Source organism: Stutzerimonas sp., assembly GCF_982611455.1.
Genome location: NZ_CEXBBO010000031.1, coordinates 34,081 through 60,077, shown reverse-complemented (window position 1 = coordinate 60,077; position 25,997 = coordinate 34,081). Strand labels below are relative to the sequence as shown.

21 protein-coding genes and 2 tRNA genes are annotated in these 25,997 nt (G+C 60.7%); 8 read left to right on the top strand and 15 right to left on the bottom strand.

From position 1 onward, the window contains the following. Positions 1–655 precede the first annotated feature (655 nt). The 3 genes from bamJ to AC2LD7_RS17210 form a co-directional block, all read right to left on the bottom strand. Positions 656–1,411, bottom strand: a complete 756-nt coding sequence (bamJ, locus tag AC2LD7_RS17220; protein ID WP_484598948.1) for a BamJ family beta-barrel-assembly machinery protein — start codon at positions 1,409–1,411, stop codon at positions 656–658. A gap of 241 nt (positions 1,412–1,652) precedes the next feature. Then, positions 1,653–1,729, bottom strand: a tRNA-Asp gene (locus AC2LD7_RS17215). A gap of 13 nt (positions 1,730–1,742) precedes the next feature. Beyond that, positions 1,743–1,818, bottom strand: a tRNA-Val gene (locus tag AC2LD7_RS17210). Between the two features lie 213 nt (positions 1,819–2,031). On the opposite strand from AC2LD7_RS17210, the gene rdgC reads away from it, so the two are divergent. From rdgC to sugE, 3 genes are all read left to right on the top strand, one after another. Next, positions 2,032–2,952 (top strand): recombination-associated protein RdgC, encoded by a 921-nt coding sequence (gene rdgC, locus AC2LD7_RS17205; RefSeq protein WP_484598947.1) that lies wholly within the window; start codon positions 2,032–2,034, stop codon positions 2,950–2,952. 60 nt (positions 2,953–3,012) lie between these two features. Next, positions 3,013–3,951: a bile acid:sodium symporter family protein gene (locus tag AC2LD7_RS17200; protein WP_484598946.1), complete on the top strand. Its 939-nt coding sequence runs from the start codon at positions 3,013–3,015 to the stop codon at positions 3,949–3,951. A gap of 141 nt (positions 3,952–4,092) precedes the next feature. Next, on the top strand, positions 4,093–4,407 hold the full coding sequence (gene sugE / locus AC2LD7_RS17195) for a quaternary ammonium compound efflux SMR transporter SugE (protein WP_484598945.1): 315 nt from the start codon (positions 4,093–4,095) through the stop codon (positions 4,405–4,407). Positions 4,408–4,447: 40 nt separating this feature from the next. On the opposite strand, the gene malK is transcribed toward sugE, so the two are convergent. Together malK and AC2LD7_RS17185 are read right to left on the bottom strand one after the other, a co-directional pair. After that, the gene (gene malK, locus AC2LD7_RS17190) at positions 4,448–5,563 is read right to left on the bottom strand and encodes a maltose/maltodextrin ABC transporter ATP-binding protein MalK (protein WP_484598944.1); all 1,116 of its coding nucleotides are present in this window, start codon (positions 5,561–5,563) and stop codon (positions 4,448–4,450) included. A 93-nt stretch (positions 5,564–5,656) separates the two neighbouring features. Beyond that, entirely contained in the window at positions 5,657–7,276 is a 1,620-nt protein-coding gene (locus AC2LD7_RS17185) for an alpha-glucosidase (RefSeq protein WP_484598943.1), read from the bottom strand. A gap of 337 nt (positions 7,277–7,613) precedes the next feature. Between AC2LD7_RS17185 and AC2LD7_RS17180 the strand changes: the two genes are divergently transcribed. Further along, positions 7,614–8,894: a hypothetical protein gene (locus AC2LD7_RS17180; RefSeq protein ID WP_484598942.1), complete on the top strand. Its 1,281-nt coding sequence runs from the start codon at positions 7,614–7,616 to the stop codon at positions 8,892–8,894. Between the two features lie 53 nt (positions 8,895–8,947). Here AC2LD7_RS17180 and AC2LD7_RS17175 read toward each other — a convergent pair whose 3' ends face one another. The 5 genes from AC2LD7_RS17175 to malE form a co-directional block, all read right to left on the bottom strand. Continuing rightward, positions 8,948–9,496: a sugar O-acetyltransferase gene (locus AC2LD7_RS17175; protein WP_484598941.1), complete on the bottom strand. Its 549-nt coding sequence runs from the start codon at positions 9,494–9,496 to the stop codon at positions 8,948–8,950. Between the two features lie 70 nt (positions 9,497–9,566). After that, a complete protein-coding gene (gene malT, locus AC2LD7_RS17170) occupies positions 9,567–12,311 on the bottom strand; it encodes an HTH-type transcriptional regulator MalT (protein ID WP_484598940.1) in 2,745 nt (914 codons plus the stop codon). Between the two features lie 33 nt (positions 12,312–12,344). After that, a complete protein-coding gene (malG, locus tag AC2LD7_RS17165; RefSeq protein ID WP_484598939.1) occupies positions 12,345–13,235 on the bottom strand; it encodes a maltose ABC transporter permease MalG in 891 nt (296 codons plus the stop codon). Between the two features lie 11 nt (positions 13,236–13,246). Beyond that, positions 13,247–14,812: a maltose ABC transporter permease MalF gene (gene malF / locus AC2LD7_RS17160; RefSeq protein WP_484598938.1), complete on the bottom strand. Its 1,566-nt coding sequence runs from the start codon at positions 14,810–14,812 to the stop codon at positions 13,247–13,249. A 67-nt stretch (positions 14,813–14,879) separates the two neighbouring features. Continuing rightward, on the bottom strand, positions 14,880–16,067 hold the full coding sequence (gene malE / locus AC2LD7_RS17155; protein WP_484598937.1) for a maltose/maltodextrin ABC transporter substrate-binding protein MalE: 1,188 nt from the start codon (positions 16,065–16,067) through the stop codon (positions 14,880–14,882). Between the two features lie 732 nt (positions 16,068–16,799). Here malE and AC2LD7_RS17150 point away from each other — a divergent pair. The 3 genes from AC2LD7_RS17150 to AC2LD7_RS17140 all read left to right on the top strand — a co-directional run bounded on the left by AC2LD7_RS17150 (position 16,800) and on the right by AC2LD7_RS17140 (position 19,270). Beyond that, positions 16,800–17,867: a protein kinase family protein gene (locus AC2LD7_RS17150; protein WP_484598936.1), complete on the top strand. Its 1,068-nt coding sequence runs from the start codon at positions 16,800–16,802 to the stop codon at positions 17,865–17,867. Positions 17,868–17,972: 105 nt separating this feature from the next. Next, a complete protein-coding gene (aroQ, locus tag AC2LD7_RS17145) occupies positions 17,973–18,413 on the top strand; it encodes a type II 3-dehydroquinate dehydratase (RefSeq protein WP_484598935.1) in 441 nt (146 codons plus the stop codon). 2 nt (positions 18,414–18,415) lie between these two features. Further along, entirely contained in the window at positions 18,416–19,270 is an 855-nt protein-coding gene (locus AC2LD7_RS17140; RefSeq protein WP_484598934.1) for a shikimate dehydrogenase, read from the top strand. A gap of 48 nt (positions 19,271–19,318) precedes the next feature. On the opposite strand, the gene AC2LD7_RS17135 is transcribed toward AC2LD7_RS17140, so the two are convergent. The 5 genes from AC2LD7_RS17135 to AC2LD7_RS17115 all read right to left on the bottom strand — a co-directional run bounded on the left by AC2LD7_RS17135 (position 19,319) and on the right by AC2LD7_RS17115 (position 25,150). After that, the gene (locus tag AC2LD7_RS17135; RefSeq protein ID WP_484598933.1) at positions 19,319–19,981 is read right to left on the bottom strand and encodes a TetR/AcrR family transcriptional regulator; all 663 of its coding nucleotides are present in this window, start codon (positions 19,979–19,981) and stop codon (positions 19,319–19,321) included. Positions 19,982–20,059: 78 nt separating this feature from the next. Beyond that, positions 20,060–21,970 carry a 3-dehydroshikimate dehydratase QuiC gene (gene quiC, locus AC2LD7_RS17130; RefSeq protein ID WP_484598932.1) on the bottom strand — a complete coding sequence of 637 codons (1,911 nt, stop codon included), beginning with the start codon at positions 21,968–21,970 and terminating at the stop codon, positions 20,060–20,062. 201 nt (positions 21,971–22,171) lie between these two features. Next, positions 22,172–22,987, bottom strand: a complete 816-nt coding sequence (locus AC2LD7_RS17125) for a sugar phosphate isomerase/epimerase family protein (protein WP_484598931.1) — start codon at positions 22,985–22,987, stop codon at positions 22,172–22,174. A 13-nt stretch (positions 22,988–23,000) separates the two neighbouring features. Then, complete coding sequence (locus AC2LD7_RS17120) at positions 23,001–24,050, bottom strand: Gfo/Idh/MocA family protein (RefSeq protein WP_484598930.1); 1,050 nt, start codon at positions 24,048–24,050, stop codon at positions 23,001–23,003. A gap of 320 nt (positions 24,051–24,370) precedes the next feature. After that, positions 24,371–25,150, bottom strand: a complete 780-nt coding sequence (locus tag AC2LD7_RS17115; protein ID WP_484598929.1) for an IclR family transcriptional regulator — start codon at positions 25,148–25,150, stop codon at positions 24,371–24,373. A gap of 379 nt (positions 25,151–25,529) precedes the next feature. On the opposite strand from AC2LD7_RS17115, the gene AC2LD7_RS17110 reads away from it, so the two are divergent. Further along, positions 25,530–25,997: a tripartite tricarboxylate transporter TctB family protein gene (locus AC2LD7_RS17110; protein WP_484598928.1), complete on the top strand. Its 468-nt coding sequence runs from the start codon at positions 25,530–25,532 to the stop codon at positions 25,995–25,997.

Here is a 25,997-nt window from a genome sequence, read left to right as displayed (position 1 = left end):
AAATGACTGTTAATCATTGGGTCCCTGGTTCGAGTCCAGGTCGCGGAGCCAAATTCAAAGCCTCAGGTGAAACCTGGGGCTTTTTTATATCCGCCGGACCCTCACCAGGGACTATGTCCCAGGTTATTCGGCAAGCCTCACCCCGCGCTACTTTTCGTAGGAGGCGCGACCCGCGGCGAATACAAACCCTCTGCCAGCTCAAAACCGAAAGCTTCGCCCCGGGGCGGGCCTCCCACAAGCTCAAAAGCAGCACACCGCGCAGCCCCGCGCCGAGCTGCTTTGGTGGGTGCGACCCGCGGCGAAAGCAAATCCTCTGCCAGCTCAAAACCGAAAGCTTCGCCCCGGGGCGGGCCTCCCACAAGATCAAAAGCAGCAAAGCAGCACACCGCCGCAGCCCCGCGCCGAGCTGCTTTGGTGGGCGCGCCCCGCGGCGAAAGCAAACCCTCTGTCAGCTCAAAACCAAAAGCTTAGCCCCAGGCGGGCCTCCCATACAATCCAAAACACACTACCCTGGCCGCGCGCCGCGCCGCAGGGCAAGGCGCAGAGCCGATCCCCATGCGAGCCGCTCTACGGGAGAACCTTAAGGAATCCAGCGTAATGAGCATACAAAACGAAAACGCCCCGCAAAGGCGGGGCGCTCGATGTAGCGGAGCCGTTACTGCTCGGTGGCTTCTTCAGCAGCCTCAGCTTCAGTAGCCGGAGCCGCCTCGGCTTCAGCCTCGTCGCCCTTGATACCGAGCAGCTCTAGATCGAATACCAACACTGAGTTCGCCGGAATCAGCGGGCTTGGGCTCTGCTCGCCATAGGCCAGCTCGCTTGGGATATAGAGCTTGTACTTCTCACCAACGTGCATCAATTGCAGGCCTTCAACCCAACCTGGAATCACGCCACCGACTGGCAAATCAATCGGACTGCCGCGCTTGATGGAACTGTCGAAGACGGTGCCATCGGTCAGACTGCCTTCGTAGTGGACAGTAACAACATCATCAGCGCTTGGCTGAGCGCCATCGGCTTCCTTGATCACTTCGTACTGCAAGCCAGACTCGGTAGTCTTCACGCCTTCACGCTTGGCGTTCTCCTCGAGAAATTTCTTCCCGGCAGCTACCGCTTCCTTGTTCATTTCGACCATGCGCTCTTCGGCACGAGTCTGCAGGTAGGCAAAGGCCTCCATCAACTCTTCATCGGTCAGTTTCTGTTCTTTCTTGCCGACGGCATCGTCAATGCCCAGGGCGACAGCCTTGGAATCGAGATCAGCCATACCTTCCTGGGCCAGACTCTTGCCCATATTCAGGCCGATGCCATAAGAGGCTTTCTGCGCCGGAGTTTCCAGCTTGGCGCTGGTTTCGGAATCACAGCCCGCCAGGACCAAGCCAACCAGGGCTATCGCAGACGCCAAACGTTGATGTCTCATTCTGTTTCCTTAATTACGCTGAAGGGGGCGAAGCAAAAAATCAGTGCCCGAGCTTAACAGTCGCCCCAGGCAGTGGCTACCGAGCTCGCCGCGGTAATGAGTAAAGACAGTGCAAAGAAAGGAAGTGCCGCACGAAGCGTGCGAAAACAGAACAGACTGAAAATCGGAAGCAAAAAAAAACGACCCTAAGGTCGCTTTTCTTTGGGCTATCAAGGCGTTCAGCGGTCCTTGATGGCGAATATGGCGCAGCGGACGGGACTCGAACCCGCGACCCCCGGCGTGACAGGCCGGTATTCTAACCGACTGAACTACCGCTGCGCTAAACCTCGAGTGGTGGGTGATGACGGGATCGAACCGCCGACCCTCTGCTTGTAAGGCAGATGCTCTCCCAGCTGAGCTAATCACCCGTTTGCTCTCGAAGTGGGGCGCATTCTAGAGATGGTTCCTGACCTTGGCAAGCCCCTTTCGAAAAAAAAATTGCAGAAGTTCCAAAGACTTAGGAAACCCTCTGTTTATCGCAAATTTTGCGGTATCCATCGGCATTGCGGCTTTGCAGGGTTGGCCTGAGTTCCCGGGACGGGAATAATGCGCGCTTTGCTTTCACCGGAGTTTCAATCGCCATGTGGTTTCGCAACCTGCTCGTCTACCGTCTCACCCAGAACGTCCCTTTCGATGTCGAGACACTTGAAGCTGCATTGGCCGCCAAGCCCGCCCGCCCCTGCGCCAGCCAGGAATTAAGTACCTACGGTTTCGTCGCACCCTTCGGAAAAGGTGAAGACGCGCCACTGGTTCATGCCAGCCAGGGTTTTCTGCTGATCTCTACACGTAAGGAAGAGCGCATCCTGCCTGGCAGCGTGGTCAAGGACGCGCTGAAAGAAAAGGTCGACGAGATCGAAAACGAGCAGATGCGCAAGGTCTACAAGAAAGAGCGCGAGCAACTCAAGGACGACATCATCCAGTCCTTCCTGCCTCGCGCCTTTATCCGCAAGTCCGGCACCTTCGCTGCCATCGCGCCGGAGCAAGGTCTGATTCTGGTCGACTCTTCCAGCCCCAAGCGCGCCGAAGACCTACTCTCCACTCTGCGCGAAGCCATCGGCTCGCTGCCGGTTCGTCCATTGACCGTCAAGATTGCGCCCTCGGCGACCATGACCGACTGGGTGAAGACGCAGAAAGCCGCGGATGACTTTTTCGTCCTCGATGAGTGCGAATTGCGCGACACCCATGAAGACGGTGGTGTCGTGCGCTGCAAGCGCCAGGACCTGACCAGCGACGAGATCCAGCAGCACCTGGAAGTCGGCAAGCAGGTCACTCAGTTGTCGCTGGGCTGGCAAGACAAGCTGTCTTTCGTCCTTGACGACAAAATGGTAATCAAGCGTCTGCGCTTCGAAGAGTTGCTGCAGGATCAGGCCGAACAGGATGGCGGCGATGACGACCTCGGCCAGCAGGACGCCAGCTTCCTGCTGATGATGCTGACCTTCGGTGAGTTCTTGCCCGCGCTGTTCGAAGCCCTGGGTGGTGAGGAGATTCCACAGGGCATCTAAACTGCCCTGGCCGTCAGCCCCGGCTGACGGCGCTCCTTCCATAACTACAAGGTAAGCCCGATGCGTGCCCTCGCTGCCCTCAGCCGCTTTATCGGCAATACGTTCGCCCTTTGGGTCTTGCTGTTCGCCGTTCTCGCTTTCTTCCAGCCCAGCTGGTTTCTGCCTGCCACTGCTTGGATCGTTCCGCTGCTGGGGCTGATCATGTTTGGTATGGGCCTGACACTGAAAGCAGCTGACTTTGCGGAAGTTGCACGCCGCCCGCTTTGGGTGGCGCTGGGTGTCGGGGCGCAATTCCTGATCATGCCGACCCTCGCCTGGCTGCTCTGCCAGCTGCTGGGGCTACCGGCTGAGATCGCGGTGGGAGTGATTTTGGTGGGTTGCTGTCCAGGCGGCACCGCCTCCAACGTGATCGCCTGGTTCTCCCGCGGTGACGTCGCGCTGTCCGTGGCGATCACCGCCGTCACCACCCTGCTCGCCCCGCTGGTCACGCCTGCGCTGATTTGGCTGCTGGCATCGGCCTGGTTACCGGTCAATTTCGGCGCATTGTTCATGTCCATCGTGCAGATCGTGTTGCTGCCTATCGCCCTCGGCCTGATCGCCCGGCGTCTGCTGGGCGCACGCGTGCATCAAGTGGTGGAAGTGTTACCGCTGATCTCGGTGGTCAGTATCGTGATTATCGTGGCGGCGGTGGTAGCGGCCAGCCAAGCGAAGATCGCCGAATCCGGCCTGCTGATCATGGCGGTGGTGGTTCTGCACAACAGTTTAGGTCTGGGCATCGGCTACTTCGTTGCACGTGCCTTCGGCTTGCCGCTCGCGCAGCGCAAAACGCTGTCAATCGAGGTCGGCATGCAAAATTCCGGTCTAGGCGCAGCATTGGCCAGCGCTCATTTTTCGCCGTTGGCGGCCGTTCCTAGCGCGTTGTTCAGTGTTTGGCACAACCTTTCCGGCGCGCTGCTGGCAACCTGCTTCCGCCGCATGCGCGACAAGGACGAAGCCTGAGCTAATAAGGCGGCGTTCCTTTGGTCCGGGCTGCTTGCCCGGATCTGCTGACTGTGCAAAATAGCGACCACTGAGGACGACCTCAGACTTGCACCAGCCTTCCGGGGACGACCCCAGCTTATCGTCCCACGAGGAGGCGACATGTCCTGGATCATCTTGTTTTTTGCCGGCCTATTCGAAATCGGCTGGGCCGTTGGCCTGAAGTACACCGACGGCTTTACCCGTCCTCTTCCGACGATGCTCACAATCGCTGCAATGCTGGCTAGCCTTGGATTGCTAGGTCTGGCGATGAAAGAGTTGCCGCTAGGTACCGCCTACGCCATCTGGACCGGTGTGGGAGCAGTGGGCACAGTGATCGCCGGCATCATCTTGTTCGGCGAATCGCTGAGCCTGTTCCGCCTGGGCAGCGTGCTGCTGATCTGTATCGGGTTGCTCGGTTTGAAGCTCAGCCATTGAAACAACGAGGCAGCCGGCCGAACGCCCGCTGCCTCGCTCGTCAACCGTGCAATGCAGGCTCGCGATAGTGTCGAGCACAGGCTTCGCCATCGGCACGGAACAGGTGGCATTTGTTGGCCAACAGGCCGGTGGCATAAGCCTCTCCCACCGCAACACGGCGATTGCCATCGCTGGCCACCGCCACCATTTCATCCACGCCTTCGAAGTTCAGGTGCAGCAGGTTGTGGTCACCGAGTCGCTCGGCCACTGCAATCTCACCGTTGAAGACGAAATCCGCCTGCTCGGCATCGACGAAATGCTCAGGCCGAACGCCAAGCGTCAACGCATCGCCCGGGTTAACCAGCGTGCCATCCACCGGCACCCGCAAGGCGCTGCCACCCGGCATCGTCACCTCCACCGAATCGGCATCCGCACGCAGTACGCGCACCGGCATGAAATTCATCTGTGGCGAGCCGATGAAGCCGGCGACGAACTGATTCTTCGGATAGTGATACAGCTCCAGCGGTGGCCCGACCTGGGCAATGCGCCCCGCGTTGAGCACGACGATCTTGTCAGCCAGGGTCATGGCTTCGACCTGATCGTGGGTCACGTAGATCATCGTTGCCTTGAGGCGCTGGTGCAGGCGTGAGATTTCGATGCGCATCTGCACGCGGAGGAACGCATCGAGGTTCGACAGCGGCTCGTCGAACAGGAACACCTTGGGTTCGCGAACCATGGTGCGACCGATGGCGACGCGTTGGCGCTGTCCGCCGGAGAGGTCCTTGGGCTTGCGCTCAAGTAACTGATCCAACTGCAGAATCTTCGCCACTGAATCTACGCGGCGATTGATTTCGCTTTTATCGACTTTCGCCAGTTTCAGGCCGAACGCCATGTTTTCGGCGACATTCATATGCGGATAGAGCGCGTAGGACTGGAACACCATCCCCACCGAACGATCCATCGGTGGCAGTTCGTTGACCCGCTCGCCGTCGATCTGCAGCTCGCCGTCGGTGATGTCCTCAAGGCCGGCGATCAGCCGAAGCAGGGTCGACTTGCCACAGCCGGACGGGCCGACGAACACCACGAACTCCCCATCGGCGATATCCAGATCGATACCGCAGGTGATGGGAACATCTTCATAACTCTTGCAGATATTGCGCAGGGTTACGCTGGCCATTCTTGTTGTTCTCCTCAAACAGTCGCCGCGACGAATCGCGGCGGGCGGCAGGCCGGCTGAAACGAGGCAAGCGCCTCGTCCCCACCGGTCAACTCATCCGAGCCGGCGTGCGAATCCAAATCCGTGCGCTGGCAGGTGTACGCCCTGCCCTTCGAATACGGCCATGGCCGATGGTACGTCCAGCCCTTCGACCGGTGCCGATAGATCGAAGTGCCGCGCACTGTCGCCCATATTGAACAGGCAGACCCAGACCTCGTCATCCAGACGGCGCTCGTAGACCAGCAGCGCGCCGTCGTGGTGGATGGTGCGCATACTGCCTTCGATCAGCAAGCGCTGATCCTGGCGCCAGGCGAGGAAGCGACGGTAGATGTTGAGCATCGAGTTCGGATCCGGCTCCTGGGCTGCGACCGACAGCGGCAGGTGTTTGTCGGCGAGCGGCAACCAGGGTTGCTCGCGGCTGAAGCCGCCATGCACATCCTGATCGTGCCAGGGCATCGGCGTGCGGCAACCGTCTCGTCCCTTGAATTCAGGCCAGAAGCGGATGCCGTAGGGGTCGACCAACTGCTCGAATTGCAGCTCGGCTTCATCCAGGCCCAACTCCTCGCCCTGATACAGGCACACGCTGCCGCGCATCGACAGCAGCATCGCCATGAACATACGGCCACGGGCGTGATCCGGCTGATTGGCCAGCGCCCAGCGGCTCATGACCCGCACCACATCATGGTTGCCGATCGACCAGCACGGCCAACCGTCCACCAGCTCGCGTTCAACGCAATCGATGGTGTGGCGCAGAAAGCCTGGACTGCACTGCTCAGTGAGCAGATCGAAGGAATACGCCATGTGCAGCGTGTCACTGCCGCCGGTATAGGCCGCCATGGTGGTCAGGGAGTGATCACAGCCGATTTCGGCCACGGTGGCGCTGCCGGGATAGCGTTCCAGCAACTGGCGAATGCGCCGCAAGAAGCCGAGATTTTCTGGCTGGGTCTTGTCGTGCACGTGCTTCTGGAATGCGTAGGGATTATCGACGCGCACGCCAATGCTGCCCTCGCGGACCTCATAGTTAGGCGGGTTGTCGCGCAGCTCGCGGTCGTGGAAGTAAAAGTTCGCCGCGTCCAGACGGAAGCCGTCGACGCCCAATTTCAGCCAGAACTCCATGTCATCGAGCAACTGTTGCTGGACCTCTTCGCAGTGGAAATTGAGATCCGGCTGGCTGGAGAGGAAGTTGTGCAGGTAGTACTGCTTGCGCCGGCTGTCCCAGGTCCAGGCCGGGCCGCCAAACACCGACAGCCAATTGTTGGGCACGGTGCCGTCGTCCTTCGGGTCGGCCCAGACGTACCAGTCGGCTTTGGGGTTGTAGTGGCTGGAGCGGCTTTCCTTGAACCAGGGATGTTGGTCCGAAGAATGATTGAGGACTTGATCGATGAGGATACGAATGCCGCGTGAATGGGCGACCTCAATGACCTGCTTGAAGTCTTCCAGCGTGCCGAACAGCGGGTCCACGCCGCGATAGTCGGACACGTCGTAGCCGAAATCCTTCATTGGCGAGGTAAAGAACGGCGACAACCAGATGGCATCGACGTTGAGGCTGGCGATGTAGTCGATCTTCTCGACCACACCGAGCAGATCGCCGACCCCATCGCCATTGCTGTCGAAAAAGCTGCGCGGGTAAACCTGATAAATGACGCCGCCGCGCCACCAGTCATTGCGATTCATACAACCAACCTTCGATGTTTGGGGGAACACGCCGCCACTCTAGGTGCGTCAACCCACCGCAACATCCTCCCGCGCCTCGATTGTCGAGGCGTATGACGCGGGCGTAGAGACGCGCCGTAAAGGGGGCGTAGTGCCCGTCTTAACTTCAAATCAGCGCCTCGAATATTTCGTCATAAAAACGTCGACAAACGAGCGAATCGACACTTATCTGTCACGAGTGGCTTATAGGATCAGTGCAGTTCCAGGACTGACCCGTAGTAGCTGCCGCGCCCAGCACTCCCTGCGCCGCCGCACCAGCCAGGAGCGACACGCATCCCCAAACCCATGGAGAGTCGACATGTTCAAGTGCAAGCCCCTCGCAGCCGCCATCATCGCGATCCTCGCCACCCAAGCCTACGCTGACGAAAACAGCGCAGAGCAAAACCAGTCGGGTGCCGACAACATTGCGGAAGTAACCCAGACCGGCGGCCAGGACAACCTGTCTTATCAGTCGCAGATCGGCGCGAACAATGACGGAACGGTCACTCAGGACCAGGCCACGATATCGGATGCCGTCCAGACCCAGACCGGCAACCTGAACTTCGCTGATATCACGCAGAACGCAACCGAACAGAGCGAAGCGATCCAGCTGCAACAGGGCGACAACCAGGACGCGAGCATCGTCCAGAACGACTCCTTCGGTGCCAGCGCGCGTCAGTACCAGGAAGGCAACTTCAATACCGCGATCACCGAGCAGACCTCCGCCAACCTGAGCACCGCCGTGACCGATCAGGACGGTAACGACAACTTCGCCGAAGCCATTCAGAGCAACACCGAATCGAGCCAATCCGAGCAACTGCAGATCGGCAACGACAACGTCTCGCTGGTATGGCAGGAAGGCGGCGCACGCAACGACGGCTTCGTCGAGCAACAGGGCGACAGCAACGATGCGACCGTCTATCAGGTGAATGCCTTCGACTCCAGCGCCGAGGTCGTTCAACAAGGCGATCTGCAGACCGCGTCGGTGATGCAGGAGGGTTCGGAACATACCGCCAGCATTCAATCGCAAGGGCTGATGAACGAGGCCTACATCGACCAGAGCGGCTCGCTGCAAACCGCATCGATTTATCAGGACGGCACGTCCAACAGCGCCGACATTTTCCAGGCTGGCGAAAGCAACGACGCCAGCACCGAGCAGAACGGCGACAACAACTACGCCATCGTCGACCAGCTCGACGGTAGCCTGCAGACCGCTTCGCTACAGCAGGCCGGCGAATACAACGAGGCTTACGTCACGCAGGAAGGCACCGATCACCTGATCGACTTCGCTCAGGACGGCTCCGACAACCTGCTCACTGCCAACCAGAGCGGCAACGGCAACGAACTGACCGGCGCAAGCTATGGCGACAACAATGTTGTGGACGTAACTCAACAGGGTGAATTCAACGTCGCCGATATCCAGCAGATCTACGGTTCGGATAACGAGGTCAACCTGATGCAGACCGGCGAAGGTCATCTGGCACAAGTGCTACAGGGCGGCATCGCCAACCAGGCGATACTCGATCAGAGCGGCATGAACAACAGCGCGATCGTGTCGCAGATGGGCTCGGGCAACATGGCCATCGTGACCCAGCAGTAAGCGGTATCGGCAGCCGGCCCATGTGGTCGGCTGCCTCTCTTCCCTTCAGCCGATCAGCGACTACGCGCTGGATTACCGACAACGGTCGCCCCTGCCGCAACATCTCGAGTCACTACACTGCCCGCGCCGATCAAGGCACCATCGCCGATGGTCACACCCGGCAGGATGATCGCACCGCCGCCGATCCATACGTGCTCACCAATCACCACCGGACGCCCGAATTCCAAGCCGCTACGACGCTCCGCTGCGTCGCGAGGATGGTCCGCCGCGTAGATCTGCACGGCCGGACCGATCTGCGTGCCAGTGCCGATACGCACCTCGACCACATCCAGAATCACGCAGTTGAAGTTAAGGAACACCCCATCGCCCAAATGGATGTTGTAGCCGTAATCGCAGTGAAACGGCGGCCGCACCACCGTGCCTTCGCCGACGCTGCCAAACAGCTCGTCCAGCATGGCCCGACGCACTTCGGCGGTTTCGCCGACCGCGGCGTTGTAACGCACCATCCAAGCCTTGGCCGCAACCTGATCAGCCTGCAGCTCGGCGTCGCCCGGCTGATACAGCTCACCGGCGAGCATCTTCTGTTTTTCGGTCATCGACATGTCTGGCTCCAGCGGTCATAAAAAACGCATCCAACCTTGGACCGGCCGGATGCGTAATCGGTCATCAACACTACTCGCCCTGAATCTTGCTCAACAGGCTGCGCGCCAGCTGTACGGCCTCGTTGCGGTGGGTGATGTTGAGCTTCTGGTAGAGGCTGCGGATATGCGTCTTGATGGTCGTCGGTGCCACGTTGAGGTGTTCGGCGATCTGCTCGTTGGACTGCCCGGCATGGATCAGACTGAGCACCTGCCATTCGCGGCGCGTCAGCGGTGAATGACGGATCAGCTCGGGCACGTCCGGGCGATTGATGATGTCCTGGATCACCGCCTCGTCGAGCGTGATGCGGATCGCCCGGCTGAAGTCGCGTTGCTGCTGCGCCAATACGATCAGCCGATCGGCGCGCTGGGCTTCCAGTTCATCGAGCTGGCGCTCGTGCTGCAGCGCCTTGAGCATGGCGATGATCAATTTGCCAATGCGCAGAAAGCTGCCGATGGCGCCGGTGCTGCTGGCCAGAGTCAGCGCCAACTGCAAATGATCCAGCGCCTGTTGACGCTCCTCACGCAGCCAGTGCAGCTGGGCCAGCAGAATATGGTTGCGGTTGAGGTCCATCACCAGACCATGATGTTCGGCATCAATCTGCAACTGGCGAAGGATCGGCAGCGCCTTGTCCGGCTGCTTCAGCGAAAGATAGGCACGCGCATGGTTGCGACCGTTGTACTGAGCGAAGTGATTGAGCCCGCGCTGCAACGCCGGTGCGGTAAGCAACCATTGCTGAATGGCGGTTTTGTCCTGGGTTGAATCCCAGTAGCTGAGCATCACCGCATGCGCATTCGCCAGCCAATCGACGTGGTAATTGTCATCAGCCAGCATGCTCTGAATCTTGCCGATGTAATCGGCGCACGCGCTCTGCTGGCCGCGCGCATGGGCCACGCCGGCCAGCAACGCGTAACACTGCATGAGCCAACGATCACCGACATCCTCGAGAATCTGGATGCCCTGCAGGGCGCACTGCTCGGCAGCATCCAGATGATGCCATTCGAGCAGCACCTGGCCGCGCACGCGGTAGATGAACTCCATGATCGGCGTGGCTTGCAGCTCGGCCTGCTCGACGTACTGAATCGCCCGCTCCTGCAGCGAATAGGCCTTCTGCAGATAGCCTTGGGCGATGGCGATTTCCGAGAGCTGGCCAAGATTCCACACCACCAGATGCGAGGCGCGAATTTCCCGCGCGCGGCGTTCGGCCTCCTCGTACTGCTTTTGCGCCTGGGGCAGCAGCCCCTGAACGAAGTGCGCCTCGGCCAGTCCCGACAGCGCCGCGACTTTCGAGGTGCGCATGATCAGCGGCTCGCGCACCAGCGCTTCGCGGGCCAGGGCTATCGCCCGCTGCTCATCGCCACGGTTCATCGCCACCTGTGCGCGAACGGCATTGAACTCGCCGACGATGCGCGCCCAATCCTCGTCCGAACAGCTGTGTTGCAACGCCTGCTCGCCCGCCTTGAACCAACGTTCAACCTGATCGAACTGATAAGAGTTCTGCGATACCCAGGCCTGGAGCAACGTGAACAATGGCGAGCCAGCGATGGCCTGTTCCGGCAGAGTTTCCAAACATTGCTGCAACAGCCCCAGCCGCCCCTGACGATAAAACTGCCGGCCATGCCGCTCCAGCACTTCGCCGACTCGTGTAGGACAACCCGCCTGCACCGCATGGCGCGCCGCCTCTTCCGGCAGGCTTTCGGCCATCAACGCTTCGGCAGCGCGCAAATGCAGATCCGACAGGCGCTGCGGCTGATGCGTGCGCAGCTCGCCCTGAAGAAATGTCGCGAACAGCGGGTGATAGGCATACCACTGGCGCAGGCTGTCCAACGGCAGCAGGAACAGGCCGCCGCGATCCAGCTGCTCGAGCATGTCGCGGGCGTTTCTGTTTTGGGTCAGGTGATTGGCGAGGGAGGCATTGAAGCGCTCCAGCAGGCAGGTGGCCTGGAGAAATTCGAGTTTCGATGCGCTCAGTCGGTCCATTACCTGCTCGCGCATATAGTCGCGAATATAGGGATGCCCGAGCTGCAGGTTTTCCAGAAACAGATCCATGCCGCGTCCGGTCTGCACTTCCTGCAGAGCCAGCTGCAGCGCACAGGGCCAGCCGCCGATACGCCGGTTGAGTCGTTCGATCTGCTCGCGATTGACCGTCACTGGCAAACCCAAACCGAGCAACGCCTCCACCTCGTCGGTCTCGAACGCCAGATGCTGAGCATTCACCGTGAGCAGTTGATGTTTGACACGCAAGTCCGCCACACCCAGCTCGGGCAGGCCACGACTGCACACCAGCAGCGTTATCCATGCCGGCATGTTGCGCAGAAAAAACCGCAGGGCCGCAATGACCTCAGCGTTGTGCAGGACCTCGAAATCATCCAGCACCAGCAACAACGGCTCATGCTCCCCCGGCAGCTCCGCCAGCAGGTGTGTGAGCAGCGTGTCGAAGACTTCCCTGCCCTGCTCGGCCAATAACAGGCTGCGTGGACAGCCGTGTTCCAGCTGCGCATCGACCACGTGCAATAGGTAACGGCCGAGCTGAAGCGGATCGTTATCGCCGGGATGCAGCTGCAGCCAGGCGACTCGTCCATCGAAGCTGCACGCCCACTGGCAGGCCAGCGTGGTTTTGCCAAACCCACTGGGCGCCTGCAACACCGCCAGGCGCACCTCACCCAGGCGCTGCAACCACTCGTCCAGCCTTGGCCGCGCCAGCAGTCCGCGCGGCATCGGCGGCATCTTCATCTTCGCGGGTATCAGTGGCAACGGTGCAGGCATTGCGGCGTTCATATCGTCTCCCTCGATTCCATTCACTGTTGCGCGCTAACCCTTCACTCCGCCCGCCGTCAGGCCGCCAACGATCCACTTCTGGCAGTAGAGGAATACCGCGGTGATCGGCAATCCGGACAGCACGGCTGCCGCGGCGAAGTCACCCCACAGGTAGTTCTGATCGTAGAGATACTGCTGGGCGCCAACCGACAGGGTGAGTTTGTCCACATCCATTAGTAGCACCGAGGCGATTGGGTATTCGGTGATGCTGGTGATGAAGGCGAGGATGAACACCACCGCCAGAATCGGCACGCTCATGGGTAACAGGATGTGCACGAAGGCCTGCCAAGTGGTGGCGCCATCGACGATGGCCGCCTCCTCCAGCGAGCCGTCGATGCTCTCGAAATAACCCTTGATGGTCCAGATATGCAGCGCCATGCCGCCCAGCGAAGCGATGATCACCGCACCGTGAGTGTTCACTCCTAGCCAACCTACGTGCTGGCCGAGCTGGTCGAACAACGCATAAATCGCCACCAGCGTCAGTACCGGCGGAAACATCTGAAAGATCAGCATGCCCTTGAGAATCGGTCCCTTGCCCTGGAAACGCAGCCGGGCGAAGGCGTAGGCGCTGGTGGTGGACAGCATCAGGATCAGCACCGAACTGATCAGCGCGATCTTCACGGAGTTCCACAGCCAGGTGAGCACAGGAAACGGCGGATTGCTGACCACTCCATTTTCATGAACGTAAGGAATGCCCAGCGCCAGTGACCAATGTTCCAACGTGGGGCTTTCCGGAAACAGGCTGCCGGTAGCGAAATTGCCTTCTCGAAAGGAGATCGACACCACCATCAGCAGCGGAAACACGATCAGCGCGACAAAGGCGAGCAGCCCTGCATGCGTCAGCCATACGCGATATTTGACGGATTTCGGTTGAACCATGGCCATTTCTTAAACCCTCATACCTTGACCTTGGAAAGCTTCAGATTCAGCCAGGCCATGGCGCCGACGACGATAAAGATCAGCGTGGCGATAGCCGCGGCCAGGGCAAAGTTCTGCCCCGAATCCTGGAAGGCGATGCGGTAGGTGTAGCTGACCAGCAGGTCAGTGGTGCCGGCTGGCGTGGTGGTGCCGAGGATGTCCGGCCCGCCGCGGGTCAGCAGGGTGATCAGCACGAAATTGTTGAAGTTGAAGGCGAAGCTCGCGATCAGCAGCGGCGCCAACGGCTTGATCAGCAACGGCAAGGTGATTTTCAGCAGGTTGTCCAGCGGCGTCGCGCCGTCCATCGCCGAGGCTTCGTAGAGGTCGCGCGGAATCGCCTGCAGCAGTCCCATGCACAGCAGCAGCATGTAGGGATAACCGAGCCAGGTATTGACCAGCAGAATCATGCTGCGCGCCAGCGTCGGGTCGCTGAACCAGGCCGGACGCATCCCGAACAGGCTATCGAGCATCAAATTGATCTCGCCAAAACTCTGGTTGAACAGGCCTTTGAACACCAGGATCGAGATGAACGCCGGCACCGCGTAGGGCAGGATCAACATCAGTCGATAGAAGGCCTTGCCGCGCACCATTTCCCATTGCAGCAGGCTCGCCAGCACCAGTCCCACGGCCAGGGTGAAAACCACCGTCAGCGCCGCGAAACATACCGTCCAGACGAAGATTTGCAGGAACGGGCCGCGAATCTTCGGGTCGGCCAGCACTTTGGCAAAGTTGCTCCAGCCGGCGTAAACGGTATAACCCGGCGCGACATTTTGGCCTTCGGCGTCTACATAGAAGCCGATCTCGTCGTTGGCGGTCAGGCGTTCGCCGGTCTGGTTGTTGAGCAGCGAACCGTCGTCCTGCAACCGATACAGCGACTCTACCGCGGCTACTTCACGCAGCCCGTAGAGACGCAGTAGCTGACCTTCAGAGCCGCGCATAACCCACTGCTCCAACTGCTTGCGCTGGCGAATCACGTCACGCAGCGGCAACGCCGGGCCCAAATCATCGACCTCAGCCTCGGGACTCATTCTCAGCGGCTCGTTTTCCAGCGGCTCGCCCTGCAAAGGTGCGGAAATCCACACGCCCTGCTCGCCCTTGTCGACGCGCAGACGCATCTTGCCGTCGTCACTCTGGTGCAGGCTGAAACCGAAGCGCTCCCCGGCCAGGTAGGTCTGGCTGAGGTGATATCGCTGGGCTTGATCAAAGCTCAGCAGGTTGGTGCCGCTGTAGTTGGTAAAGCCGATGCCTACGGTGTACAGCAGCGGGAAGATCACGAATATCAGCATCCCGGCCACCGCTGGAAAGATGTAGCGGTGGGCGTAGGCGCGGCGATTGATGAAAACGAAACTGGCGAGCCCCGCGACCACCAGCCCAAGCAGGGCGAATACCGTCTGCCCCTGGGCATATAGAGCAACAATCAAGTACAGGGCGAAGGCGTTACAAAGCAGCCAGAGCCCCCAGCGCATCGCAGCTGGCAACCTGGGAATAGACAGTTTCGGCACAGCGCGGCCGGGCATCTCGGCGGGAACATTCACGGCGGGCATCGGAATCTTGGCCTCATGGCGCGCCGCCAAAGACGCAGGCGTCTTCGGCGGCGGCTGCGGGTTGTCGTTACTTGACGATTCGCTTGGCGGCGTCATCTAGCGCGGCATCGACCGATTGGCGACCGGACGTGATATTGGTCAGGGCAGGCTCCATCGCTGACCAGAACACACCCATCTGCGGGATGTTCGGCATCGGCCGGCCTTGTTCGGCGCTGTCGAAGGTGGCCTTGATCAGCGGATCTTTGGACAGTTCGGCCATGTATGCCTTGTTCGGCACCGCACCCAGCGGCACGTCGGCATTCACGGTTTTCAACCCCTCGACCTGCAACAGGTGGTTCTCCAGGAACTCTACGGCCAACGCCTGATTCGGGCTGGCTGCGTTGAGCGTCGCAGCCATCACGCCGGAGAATGGCTTGCTCGGGCCGTCACCCACGGCAGGGATCGGTGCCACTCCGAAATCGATGCCACTCTTGCGGATATTCGACCAGGCCCAGGGCCCGCTGATGAACATCGCCGATTCGCCCTTGTTGAACGCGGCTTCGGCGGCGCTGTAGTCGGCGCCCTTGGGCATAACGCCCTGATCGATCAGCTCTTTGAGCACGGTTGCGCCCTGCTTGGCGCCCTCGTTGTTGACGCCGGTCTTGCTGACGTCGTAACCCGAGTCACCGTTGGCGAAGGCATAGCCACCATTAGCCGCCAGCAGCGCCCAGGTGAAATAGGTGTTGTTGTAATCCCAGAGAATTGCGCGCTTGCCATCGGCGGCAAGCTCTTTTTGGAGCGCGAACACTTCATCGAAGGATTTCGGCGGGGTCGACACCAGCGCCTTGTTGTAGATCAGCGCAGGCGCTTCTACCGCCATGGGATAGCCCCACAGCTTGCCTTGATAACTCACCGCATCCCAGGCGAAATCAGCGATTTCACCCTTGGTCTTGGCGCTCGGCGTAATCGGAGAAAGCAGCCCGCTCTGCGCCCATTCGCCGAGCCGGTCATGTGCCCAGATGAAGATATCCGGTCCATTACCAGTGGCCGCGGCTTGCTGAAACTTGTCGGTTGCCGCATCCGGATGGGCGACTTCGACTGGAATGCCGGTTTCTTCGGTGAATTTCTTGCCGACCTCAGCCAGACCTTTATAGCCCTTGTCACCGTTTATCCAGACGACCAACTTGCCTTCTTCGATGGCAGCCTGGACGGACAGCGGCAAACTCAGGGTTGCGGAGAGACCGATCGCGGCCGCTGCAAACAGCTTTTTGTTCATTCGTGTATCCCTCGTGGCTTCTTATTTTTGATCCACAACTTCCTGCGTGCCGCTGGGCGGTCTTGCAGTAGACCCATACTCGCCCTGCAAGTGGGCTAAAACATCCTCCCTCGGGATTGGATGAGGGGCGTAGCCGCGGGGCGTAGTTTTGCCTTCCGGCGGTGGCCGCCGGAAGCCTCGATCGGCCTTTCTCAGCCTGCACAACGCCGTCTAAACCCGCTTGAATATCTGGGACTTCCCCGCCTTGCCGGAGCCGGACATGCGCCCTCTGCCGCCCCTTAGTCCTTCTATCCTAGCCCTTTGTTTCAGTCTGCTCGCGCCTGTCGCGCAAGCAGAACCACAGGTCCAAATCCGACTCAACGGTCAAGCGCTGCAGGCGACCTGGGAACCGCTCGCCGGCGATCGCTTCGCGACGGAGTTGGAGCTCCTACCCGGCACTTTGCAGCTCGGCTCGGGGAAAGCTGATCACGAGCCGCTCAAACCCTTTCCGCGCCATGAGTTGCGCACCGAAAGTCGCTTCGATTTCACCGTGGCGGAGCCCGGTCGCTACCCTTTGCTGGTGCAGAGGGGTGAAGACACCAACCTTCGATTGCTGCCCGTTCGGCAAGAAAAACAGCCCGCCGAATACGCCGCATTGACGCCGCTTCGGTCAGTTCCGCACCTGCCATCCAGCGGTTGGAGCCGCCAGCCACCCGCAACTGTCCGAACATCCATCGGCAGAGGACTCGCGCCATGACTTTGGAACAGCAACGCCACGCGGCCCAGTTGGCATTCGTCGCCAGCGGCGCTGAGCTGGAAATCGGCACGCGCGATGACTGCCCGCTGCCGCTCGAACAACTGGCTGCCACCTTGGGCACCGAACCCTACGTTCGTGAATGTTTCAGCGGCGGCTTGACCGCTCACGTCTACCGCATCCGCGCCGGCGGGCGCGACTGGACGCTCAAGCGTGCACGCGAGCGCTGCATGGTGCAGAACGTCGATGGCCAGACCAGCTTTCTCAATGAGATCCAGCGGCGCGCCGATCTGAGCGTGCTCAAACGCGACCCGCCGCTCGGCGCGCATCTGAGCGCCATTGTCGATACCCGCTACGCCAGCTTTCGCCATGGCGTACTGCTATCCCCATGGATCGACGGCGAGCGCATCCAGACCTGGAACGAGCGGCAGCTGCTGCAGTTGTTCGACGCGCTGGTGACGCTGCTACTCGGCGGCCTGTTCGAGTGGGACCTATGCCCCGGCAACACCCTCGACGATGGGCAGGTGCGCCTGTTCGACTTCGGCTACATGTACCGTTTCGATCCGCTGCGCCAGTTCAACAGCAACGGCACCGCAGCGCCGGGTTTTCATGCAGCCGAGCGCTTCGAAACCCGACAGTATTTCGCCCATCTGCTGCCGCTGGAACAACAAAGCGATCACCTGGCACTGGCCGCGTTCGCGCTGGAAAAACGCATCGCGCTCGAAGCCTACCAACGCCTGCGGGCGGAACTCGAAGCACGTAGCGCCAGCGCGACCGTGCTCGATTGGCTGGGCGGCATCATCGCTGAATGGCAGCAAGCATTGAGTGGCGATCTCGACGCGCTGTACCTGAAGGAAGCCTGGCGCTCGCATTGGCTGGACCTGCAGGACGACCTCGGCGGCCAGACCTGCACACCCTCGACATTGGCGCGAATCGACTGGCTGGAGCAGGCGGTACGGGAACGCCATTCCGATCTCCAGCGACTGACGGCGCTCGGCTCTGCGCACGCGCTGCAAGCTGAACTGCGCGAGGCGCGTCGTAACGCGCGCCAATGGCAAGTCGAATGACAACATTGTTCGATTACCGCCCGGCTTTCCGCACGCGCATGACGATCCCGGCGGGGTCTTTGATATCGTGTATTAACCAGATGGTACATTTATCGAAGAGCCACAATGACCCAGACCATTCTTGTTTTGAACGGCCCCAACCTGAATCTGTTGGGCACTCGCGAACCTGCCACCTATGGCTACGAAACCCTGGCGGACATCGCCGCGCTTTGCGAACGCACGGCGTCATCGCTCGGACTGGCCGTCGAATTCTTCCAGACCAACCATGAAGGCGAGTTGTTGGATCGCATCCATTCCGCACGCGGCCGCTGCGCCGGCATCCTGATCAATCCTGCCGCCTGGACCCACACCTCCGTTGCAGTACGAGATGCGTTGGCGGCGGTGGAACTCCCGGTGATCGAGGTGCATCTTTCAAACGTGCACAAGCGCGAAGCCTTCCGCCATCACTCCTACGTCTCACCGATTGCCGTCGGTGTAATTTGCGGGCTGGGCAGCCACGGCTACCGCCTCGGCCTGGAACACTTCGTCCACCTGCTCAAGGCCTGACCATGACTGATTCGAACAAGCCATCCGTACTGGCCGGTCTGATCGGCGCTGGCATCCAGGCCTCGCGCACGCCGGCACTGCACGAGCACGAAGGCGACGCTCAAGGCATCCGTTATCTGTACCGGTTGATCGACCTAGACAAGCTCGGCCTGGATCTGGCGGCCCTACCCGACCTGCTGACCGCGGCTGAGCGCACGGGCTTCACCGGACTGAACATCACCTTTCCCGCCAAGCAGGCGATCCTCCCATTGCTCGATGAGCTGTCCGAGGAGGCGCGCGGGATCGGTGCCGTCAACACGGTGGTGCTCAAGGATGGCAAACGCGTCGGGCATAACACCGATGCCCTCGGGTTTGCCGAAGGCTTTCGTCGCGGGCTGCCAGGCGTGGCCCGCCGGCATGTCATGCAGATGGGCGCGGGTGGGGCCGGTGCTGCCGTGGCCCATGCCCTGCTTTTGGAGGGCGTGGAGCGTCTGAGTGTTTTCGAAGTGGAGCCGGAACGCGCTCAGGGCTTGGTGAACAACCTCAACGCCACCTTCGGCGAAGGCCGTGCCGAAGTTGGCCGCGATCTGGCTGCCGTGATGGCTAACGCCGACGGACTGGTCAATACGACCCCGGTTGGCATGGCCAAACTGCCGGGCACGCCACTGCCGGTCGAGTTGCTGCGACCTCATCTTTGGGTGGCTGAAATCATCTATTTCCCGTTGGAAACGGAACTGCTCAAGCACGCCCGCGCCATCGGTTGCCAAACACTGGATGGCGGAACCATGGCGGTGTTTCAGGCGGTCAAGGCATTCGAGCTGTTCACAGGCATCCATGCCGATGCCGAGCGGATGCAGGCGCACTTTCTTTCTATGTAAGGTTGGCTTTCACGTAGCGCTCGCGCCCGGCCGCAATGGCCGGGCTGCTCAGGCTTGCAGGTAGCGCAGAACCGATTCGCAGATCATTTCCCGATGCCGTTGCTGCACCACCGGATCATGCAGGTCGATCTGGAAAATTTCGCCGAACGTGTGGCGGTTGGAGTTGCGGTAGAAGCAGAACGAGCTGATCAGCAGGTGCACATCCAGCGCTATCAGCCCCTTGCGGAACAGCCCTTCGGCTTCGCCGCGCTGCAAGATTTCGTCCAGCAGCACCAGCACGTTATTGCTCAGCGAACGGATCGTCCCGGAGCGCTTCACGTACTGACCGTGGTGAATGTTCTCGACGCTGACGATGCGGATGAAGCCAGGGTTGCAATCGTGATGGTCGAAGGTGAACTCCACCAGCCGGCGGATGGCGTCGCGCGGTTCCAGCTCAGCCAGGTGCAGCGAGCTTTCAGTATTGCGAATGTCGCCGTAAAGCCGTTCGAGCACCTGCAGGTAGAGCTGCTCCTTGCTGCCGAAGTAGTAATAAATCATCCGCTTAGAAGTGCGCGTACGCTCAGCGATGGCATCGACCCGAGCGCCGGATAGTCCCAGCTGGACGAACTCGGCGATGGCCGCTTCGAGGATATCCTGGCGCGTCTTTTCTGGATTGTTCTTGCGCCCCTTGCGGGGCACCGCTGTATCTAAGGCATCAGCTGCTTGGGTCATTGTTATATCTATCAGGCTTTGGCTGCTGGCGATTATGGACCGCCTGCCGCTGAAATAAAGAGCCGTCTGCCCGCCCCGTTACAGCTTCGGGGAAGCAGCTGCGCCGCTGCGCGATTTGGCCATCGCCGCCAGCCGCACCGCGACGTTCGCGGCGCCGTACCCCGCGTAACCATTCTTGCGCTGCAATATCTCGAAAAAGAACCGCCCCTCGAACGCCTCGGTATAGACGTGGAACAGCTCCCCTCCCTGCGCGTCCCGATCATAGAGCACGTTGTAATAAGCCAGCTCGCTCAAGAACTCATCGTCGAAATCGAAACGCGCGGCCAGATCGTCGTAGTAGTTCAGCGGAATGTCGAGCAACGGCACGCCGGCATCCTTGGCCCGGTTGATCTCGGTAAAGATGTCTTGGCAAGCAAAGGCGATGTGATGCACGCCCGAACCTCGGTAGCTCGACACGGCATGGGAAATCGCCGTGTTACGGTTTTCCGAAATATTCAGCGGCAGGCGGATGCTGCTGCAGCGGCTGCGGATCGCCCGGCTTTTGACCAAACCATAGGGGTCGGGCAGCACCACTTCATCGTCGGCCTGGAAGTCGAACAGCGTTTTGTAGAACAGCACCCAGGTATCCAATACATCTGCCGGCAACGCCATGGCCATATGGTCGATACGTTCGAGTTGGCCACTTTGTTTGGCCGCAGGATCGAGGATGAAATCGCTGTCGTAGATGGTGCGCCCCGGCTCGCCGTGCTCCACCAGATAGATCAGGCTGCCGTCTGGCGCGCGCACTGCGGGAATCTCCGTCTCGTTCGGACCGACCAGCCCCCGATAGGGTTGGCCCTTGAACGCCCGCGCGCGCTCCAGCGCCGAGGCACCGTCACGCACGCGCAGAGCGGTGGCGCACAGAGACGGGCCATGGGCCTCGAAAAAATTGTGGCCGAATGAATAAGGCTCGGCATTGACCACGATATTGATGTCACCCTGACGAAGCAGGCTAACCGCCTTGGACCGGTGCTTACCTGCCTGCGCAAAGCCCAGTTTCTCGAGCCAGCCGGTCAGCTTGGCTGCGCAGGGTTCATCCATGGCGAACTCGAGAAACTCCACGCCTTCGTAGCGGCTCGCCTCGGGCGGGGCGAAGAGCCTGTCCAGCTGTGCGGCAGGCGCCGGAGTCTGTTCCAACAGTTTGCGTGTCTTTTCCTCAAGGTAGAGCAACGAGCGCAACCCATCGGCGGCATTGCTCCGGGGCGGTGCCGCACGAAAGCCATCATTGAAGATTTCCAGCGACAGCGGGCCCGTGTAGCCGGTGCTCAGGATCGGTGCCAGAAAGCCCGGCAGGTCGAACTCACCTTGGCCGGGAAAACAACGGAAATGGCGGCTCCACTCCAGCACATCCATGGCCAGCACCGGCGCATCGGCCATCTGTACGAAGAAGATCTTGTCTGCCGGAATCGCAGCGATAGCGGCCGGGTCGCCCTTGATCGACAGGGTATGGAAACTGTCCAGAATCATGCCCAACGCCGGGTGATCGACTTGCTGTACCAGCTTCCACACCTGCTGGTAGGTATTGACGTGCTGCCCCCAGGCCAGCGCCTCGTAGCCGATCCGTAGCTGGCGCGCACCCGCGCGCTCGGCCAGCAGGGCCAGATCGTCCGCGAGAATGTTTTCATCTCCGAGCGAGTCCGGCTGCACATTGCTGCAGACCAGCACCAAGTCGGTACCCAGTTCCTGCATCAGATCGAACTTACGTTCGGCGCGGTCGATGTTGCGCTGCAACCGCTCGCGACGGCAGCCTTCGAAATCGCGAAAGGGCTGAAACAGGGTGATCGCGATGCCCAATTCCTGGCACATGCGCTGTATGTCGCGCGGGCTGCCGGAATAATAAAGCAGGTCATTCTCGAAGATTTCGACCCCGTCGAACCCGGCGGCGGCAATGGCTTCGAGCTTTTCTGGAAGGGTCCCGCTCAGAGAGACAGTGGCGATCGAGCGATGCATGCGAATGGCTCCTGGTCGATGGGCGGCGACGTGTAGTCGCTTCGTCGAACGTATACGGGTGGTCCAATATTGACCCTGATCTTCGCGTGCGATTACCGGATAGGCAAAACAAATGTACTAACCGGTGAGTTTTATTGTTCGATTATCGAACCGTAATTCGAAGCGCCAAACTCCGGGTGGCCACTCGCCGTTGCGTTTGGATCACACCGATGCCAACACCCGGCGACTCGCCTCCAGCGCCATGCGTGCCCGGTCTAGCGCGCTGACACCCTGCTCCATCAACTGACGCGTGGGAATTTCCAGACTCAGCGGAATGTTCACCGGCATCGCTTGTAGCAACCCTGTCAGGTCGCAATCCCCTTCGCCGGGAAAGCGGCGCTCATTGCGCGCCTGACGGAGGATTTCAGTCATGTCGTCTGGCCGCGGCCCCGCCACGTCGCATAGCTGCATGTAGCGCAAACGTGCCGGCGATACGTTTGCCAGATCACCCAGGCGTGACCCCGAGCGATCGAAATGGAACGCATCGACCAGCACGCCGCCGTTGTCGCGACCCGCCGCCTCGACGATGCGCACCGCCTGAGTCAGATCGCGGGCATCGGTCCAGGGCATGAACTCCAGATGTGGATGCAGGCCGAACGGCGCGGCTAGATCGCACAGCTGCGCGAAACGCTCGGTCAGCCGCGCCTCGTCAGGATCATTGCCCGCGACCAGCACCTCGCTGGCGCCGAACTCCGCGCCGATCGCCAGCACCGCCTCGAAATCGGCAACGTGCGTATCGGACTTGAGTCGCAGAATTTCCACATCGAGCACTCGCACACCGGTGTCGCGCAGGCGAGCAAGGGTCTGCTGCTGAAGCGTACGGTCAGCGACCAGCGGGAAGTGATGCTCTTCGGGCGTGGCCGGTATCAGGCGAAGCCCCACGTGGCTGTAACCGGCGCGGGCGGCGATCTCGACCATTTCTGGCGGAGACAGCTCAAGGACGGTCAGGGCTGCCAGGGAAACGATTCGATCGGTCATTGAGTTGTTCTCATTAGAGGCGTTCGGGTTCGCACGTTGAGCCGGTCTGGGCGGCGCGCTCGATCGCCTCCACCAGTGCCAGGGTCCGTCCGGCATCGGCCGCGTCGATCAATGGCGCAGTTTCGCCGCGAACCACTGCGAGAAAGTGCTCGAACTGAAGGCTCAGGGCATCGCCCGCCGGTATCGGCTCGCTGTGACGCAACAAGGGCTGGTGCCAGCCTTCACCCGGCTGGGCATATTGCCAACGCTGCAGCTGCGGCAGGCTGAGCGCGCCGTGAGTTCCGGCGAGCAAATAGCAGGGCTGGTCGAACTGGCGGGGGTAAACAAGATTTTCTCCGGAGTCGAGCTCCCAACTCCAGGGAGCCGCGACGGCATCCGAAGCGGTCAGACTGCCTACGGCGCCGTTCTCGAAACGCAAAATCACCGCAGCGCTGTCTTCATTGCCGAAACCGCGGACGCCATTGTCGAGAAATGCCTGAACCTGGCGCACCTCACCACATAGATACCGCAACAGGTCCAGATCGTGGATGAGGTTGGTCAGCAGCAACCCAGCGCCCGGCCCACGTCGCCAAGGAGCCTCGAAATAGCTTTCCGGTTTTTGTAACTGCCACATTGCAGTGACGGTCGTCAGCCGGCCCAGCGCCTGTTCATCGAGCAACTGGCGAGCCCGCACGATCAGAGGGTTGTGCCGCCGATGATGGCCAACCAACACCGGTACCCGAGTCCTGTTACAGGCATCGACGAGCTGGCGTACCTGGTCCAGCTCGGTGGCTACGGGCTTTTCCAGCAGCACCGGGATGCCGCGTTCCACGCATTGCAGCGCCGTACTCACATGCAGGGCGTTGGGGTTGGCAACAATGACCGCATCGGGTCTGACTCGCTCAAGCAGATCAACCGGATCGGCGAAGCATTCAACGCCCCATCCAGCCGCCAACGCTTCGGCCTGCGGGCTGGGATCGGCAATGGCGCAGAGCTGGGCTGCCGATGAGCGGGAGATCACCTCATGATGCTGGCGGCCCATGACACCGGCACCGATCAGCGCTATCTGCAAAGGATTGTTCAAGGCTTGTCGTCTCCAGGCGAATCACAATTCCGGAACATGGTTCCATTTTTTAATCCTGGCGATATTTGAAGGTACGAGCGCGCTTACTGCAACGCGCAGAACACCTGAATTTCGATCAAACGAACAAATTGGTGCGGTTATCGGACACAACCGTGCGTCGCTCCGATGCCTCATTCCCTTCCGCATACGGCGTCGCCACGACAGCCACAGCAGAAATGTCAGCGAAGCGTTGGCTAAACAAACCGCGGACAAGAACGACAGACCAGCCAACCGTTTCGCTGAAGGCCGTCTCAGCCTGACCGGAACCTGCCCCGCCCATTTCAGGCGAAGAATTCGGACGCCTGGCTGGCGTCGGACAGTTCCTTGCTCGCTGCGATCAGCGCCGGTGCCAGCTCATGGATACGCGCCTCGGGCAATCGCGCGCTGGGGCCGGCAATGCTCAACACACCGAGCGGCTGGCCCTGCTGCGGATGAACAACCACGGCGGCCAGCGCTGACATCCCTATCGCCGAACTCTCCGCCACCCAGGCGTAACCCCGTGTGCGCGCCTGCGCCAGGCAAGCCAGTAAGGCTTGGTCATCACGCGGCGCGTTGGGGCCGATGACCATGTCGGCACTGTTTGCTCGCTGCTGTCGTACTCGCTCCAAAGCTTCTTCATCACTCATGCAAGCGAGCCAGGCATGACCAGAGGCGGTGCAGAACAGTGGCGCTTCGCGGCCCATATCCGGGTCGTAGCGCAGCCCCGAACGGGCACCCTGCGATTTGGCGATCCAAGTTAACCGCCGTGGCTCCACCACACCGAGACGCACCAGCTCACCGGCGGTTTCGGCGAGGCGATCGAGAATCGGCTGAACAACATCCGCACCGATGTGCGCCAACTGTCGGAAGCCCAGCGCGATCAGGCGGGTCGACAAGCGATAGCGGCCGGTCAAACCGTCCTGTCGGACGTACCCGAGGCGTACGAGTTCAGCGAGCATGCGATGCGTCGCGCTCTTGGGAATGTTCAGACGGTCGGCCAGCGTTTGCAGCGCCAGGCCCTCACCCGCACCGGCCAGCTGTTCCAGCACACCCAGTGCCCTTTCGATCTGATTGCCCGCCATGCGCCGGTACCCCGTCTGAGAAGGCAGCGATTCTAAAAGACGGTAGCCGGATCGGGAAATCGACGCATGTTGCCCAATATGTTCTAACCAGTTAGTTTTCGTGCGGTAATCGGCCAGATCAAATTGATTCGCTGTCGTGGTGCTCGCACTATTAGCTCAAGACGAAGACGGGCCCGCCCTTCTCGACCACACCAACAATAAGAGTGTCCCTGCTATGAATCATCCCGCATCGTTGGGTCGTGCGACGAGCCAGCCGCTGCAGCCGGACCACCAGACGGGGCCCCTGCGCAGCCTTTCTTCAGCACAGTCGAACCCCTCCCGCTACCCTTCCGGCTCCAACCGCGCTGAGGCATCCCGCCCGTCCACGCAGGAGCAAGACATGAAAGAACCCAAGACCCGACTGGTCGGCGAGCTCGTTTTCGGCGCCGTGCTGCTGATGCTGAGCCTGGTCATCGGCTATCTGGCCTACGGCATCTCCGGCTTTTCCTCGATCAACTCCGCTGGCGCCTTCCCGCTCGGCATCAGCCTCATCATGGTTGCCTCGGCCCTCTGGTGCCTGGTCGAAGCGCTGGCCAAGAAACCCGCGGCCGTTCACGGGCTGGCCGCCCTGCGCCAGTTCTGCGGCGAGCATTTTCCGGTGCGCGTGCTGGTGTTCCTGGCGATGGCGGTGGCTTACCTGGTCGCCATGGACTGGGTCAGCTTTTACGTCAGCACCTTTATCTTCACCTCGGCCTGCATCCTCTACCTGCGTCGCGGCGGCGTGCTGCTGGCACTAGGCGTCAGTGCGCTGGCCCTGGCCATCATCTATCTGATGTTCACGCTGGTCTTCAGCGTCTACCTGCCCTGA